Annotated in this window: 5 protein-coding genes; 1 reads left to right on the top strand and 4 read right to left on the bottom strand. The window is 71.7% G+C overall.

From position 1 onward, the window contains the following. The 4 genes from AB0M20_RS35845 to AB0M20_RS35830 all read right to left on the bottom strand — a co-directional run. A partial coding sequence (locus tag AB0M20_RS35845; protein ID WP_364305024.1) for a hypothetical protein occupies positions 1-286 on the bottom strand: 286 nt, incomplete at its 3' end. A gap of 6 nt (positions 287-292) precedes the next feature. Then, complete coding sequence (locus AB0M20_RS35840; protein ID WP_364305022.1) at positions 293-994, bottom strand: hypothetical protein; 702 nt, start codon at positions 992-994, stop codon at positions 293-295. After that, entirely contained in the window at positions 995-1,309 is a 315-nt protein-coding gene (locus AB0M20_RS35835; protein ID WP_364305020.1) for a type VII secretion target, read from the bottom strand. Positions 1,310-1,317: 8 nt separating this feature from the next. Beyond that, positions 1,318-1,695, bottom strand: coding sequence for a YbaB/EbfC family nucleoid-associated protein (locus tag AB0M20_RS35830; protein WP_364305018.1), 378 nt, complete (start codon positions 1,693-1,695; stop codon positions 1,318-1,320). A 310-nt stretch (positions 1,696-2,005) separates the two neighbouring features. Between AB0M20_RS35830 and AB0M20_RS35825 the strand changes: the two genes are divergently transcribed. After that, positions 2,006-2,870 (top strand): hypothetical protein (locus AB0M20_RS35825; RefSeq protein ID WP_364305016.1); only part of this gene is annotated, 865 nt, incomplete at its 3' end.

The raw sequence follows: 2,870 nt of genomic DNA, 5'->3' as shown, positions 1-2,870 counted from the left end.
GGGTCTGCCGGTCACGGGTGTTGCGCACCTGCGCGAGGGTCCGCGTGGTGCGGCCGGGCGGCAGCGCCCGCTGCGGCGACCGGCCACCGGCCGAGGTGGGCCGGCCGGCCTGCGCGGCCTCGTGGGTGGTGGTCTGGGCGTCGGAGACGTTGCTCGCTCCGGCGCCGCCCCTGCGCCTCGGCGTCGACCCGCCGTCGCCGTCACCCGGCTGGCGGGGCGTGCCGCCGCCCCCGTCACCGCCGCTGCCGCCGCTACCGCCGCCCCCGCCGCGTGGTCGTCCGGTCATCGCCGATCAGCCGTTCAGCAGTCGGGACAGGTTGGTCAGGCTGCTGATCAGTGCGGAGGTGTACGACAGGATCCGGCCGGCCCACTTGACCACGGCCGCCGCGATCTGCGACGCCACGACCGGGATGGTGACGATGAAGATCGCCTCGGCCGCCCACACGATGACCCGGGCAACCAGGTCGGCGATCAGGTCGCGCACGATGTCGCGGGTGAACTGCACCAGGTTGCCCGCGGCCTGGGTCGCGGCCGCCATCGCGGTGGAGATCACCGAGAGGCCGCCGATGGCGTCGACGTTGTTGGCCATCATCGCGACGTACGACTCGGCGGCGTCACCGCCCCAGTCGGTCAGGTCGTACCCGAGTTTCGCCTGCAGGTCGTTGGCCATGCCCTGCAGGTGCCCGGCCATGTTCTCCCACGTCGCGGCGTGCGAGGCGACGGCGTCCGGGATGCCGGTGAGCTTGTCGAGCATCTCCCGCAGAGGCTCGAAGTGCTCCATCGCCCAGCCGAGGCCGTTGGCCAGCAGGGCGCTGAACGGGTCCATCACGGACGCGGCGACGTCGACGGCGAACGAACCACCGGCCAGCGCGCCGTCGACCCAGCTGCCGCTGTTGATCGCGCCGACCAGGCCCTCGAACCCGTCGGCCAGCGACGACCCGGTCCAGGCCTGCCTGGTGGAGACGACCGGAGCGACCAGGGAACCGTCCGTCATCTACAGACCCCCGCCCGAGCGGCGGATCCGGTCCGCGGCCGCCTTGTCGACCTGCTCGTACTCGGCCGCGGTGGCCCGCAGCGCGTCGGACAGCAGGGTCAGGTTCTCCTCCACGTACGCGATCAGCTCGTCCTGCCGGCGGTGCCGGCCCTCCAGGATGCCGGCGATCCACCCGCACAACAGCCCGTACGCCGCGTCGTCCTGCGCGATGTGCGCACTGGCGCCCTTGACCGCGGCGAACTGGCCCTTGACCTGCTCGACCGCGGCCGCGTGCGACCGCAGCTGCGCCGGGTCGACAATGAAACCGTCACTCAACGCAACCCCTACACCCGATAGTCGGCGTCGGAACCCGCCCCGTCCGCGCCCCGCAGCCTGCTCGCCATGCGCTCGGCGATGGCCCGGCCCGACTGGGACTGCGGGCCCATGGTCTCCGCGATGACCTCCTGCACCCGCTCGGCGGCCTTGAGCCGGGCGGCGCCCGCCGCCTCCAGCACGGCGCGCGTCACATCCTCCGGCGCCATCCGCAGCACCCGCTGCGTGAACTGAATGTCGGTCAGTGCACCCGACGAGTCAATGGTCACGTCGACCAGGTCGTCGTTGTCGCTGGCCGTCACCCGCAGCTGCCCGACCTGGTGACTCATCGTCTGAGTGTCGGCGGCCAGCCGGTCGATGCGGCCCTTCCAGGCCTGCATATCGGCCATCGCACCCTCGGGATCCAGAATCCCACCCGAGCCAAAACCATTCTCAGCCGTCGTCATGCACACCCCCGCGGACGCCGTGTGGCATCGAAGTCTAGCCATCTAGGCACAACCGCGTAGCCCTTCTCCACGGGAGATCACGACCGATAACCGACAGGCCGCGACCTATTTGCCGGGATTGTGATCCGCCGAGCTCACCGCTTCTTCGCCGGCCCTGCGATCGGCCGGTCACCGCACCCGCTGACGCGAAAGCCTCACCGTTGCCGCCCGGGTGCCGATGGGAAGCGGCCGGACCGCGACCCTCGGAGACCCGATGATCCTGCTCGACACCTCGATTTTCGTGCACTACCGGTTTCTCAACCTGCACAGCGAGTCGGCCGACCACGAGGCCGACCCGGGTGTGGGCATGCGAGGTCAGGTGAACGGGTTGTGCGGCGCCGCGGTGCCGGGCGCGTTGTCCATGGTCACCGGTACGCACACCGGCGATGTGCACGTGACGATCGAGCTGCACGAGGCCGAACCGCCTCTGGGCGAGATCTGGGACGAGGTCGTCGAGGTGCCCTTCGCCGGCGCGGCGGACGACCTCGTGCTGTCCGCCTTCCAGGACACCACCGAGCCGATCAACCTGCCGCCGGGCAACTACCGGGCGCGGTACTGCGTCCGGGGCATGGCCGAGGCCGACACCACGGACGAACCCGACGAGCACGTCCTGCTGCAGTTCTGGCCCAGCGCCGACCGCATCGTCCGCCGCACGTCCGACTTCGCCGGCTACTGGCACGACACCACGAGGGCGTTGCCGCCGCTGCCGGAGCGCGTCGCCGCGGTCGGCCGGAGCCGGGCACGGCGGCTCGCCGACGAGGAGGCGGCGGAAGAGGAGGAGTGGCGGGGCGGCGACGTGCCCGAGGACGAGCGGGTCCGTGAGTCCGGGTTCGAGGCAGCCGAGCTGATGCGGACGGACGTCGAGCTCGCCACGGCGCTCGCGGACGCTCCCGACGAGCTGCGTCGCGAGGTGGCGATCTGGGCGGTCGAGGACGCGTTGCGGGCGGCGCGGGCGCAGGGCGAGCCCTGGGCGGTCCGCGGGTTGGCGGCACTGCGCCGCGGTGGCGACCTGACCGGCGCCTTCGACCGGCTGTTCACGATGCCCGATAACGCAGACGCGTCGGTGATGTCAGTCGGGG

Origin of the sequence: Actinoplanes sp. NPDC051633 (assembly GCF_040681735.1) — a bacterium.
Classification (GTDB): domain Bacteria; phylum Actinomycetota; class Actinomycetes; order Mycobacteriales; family Micromonosporaceae; genus Actinoplanes.
Note: the sequence above shows the minus strand (reverse complement) of the source record. Positions and strands in the feature narration are given on the sequence as shown.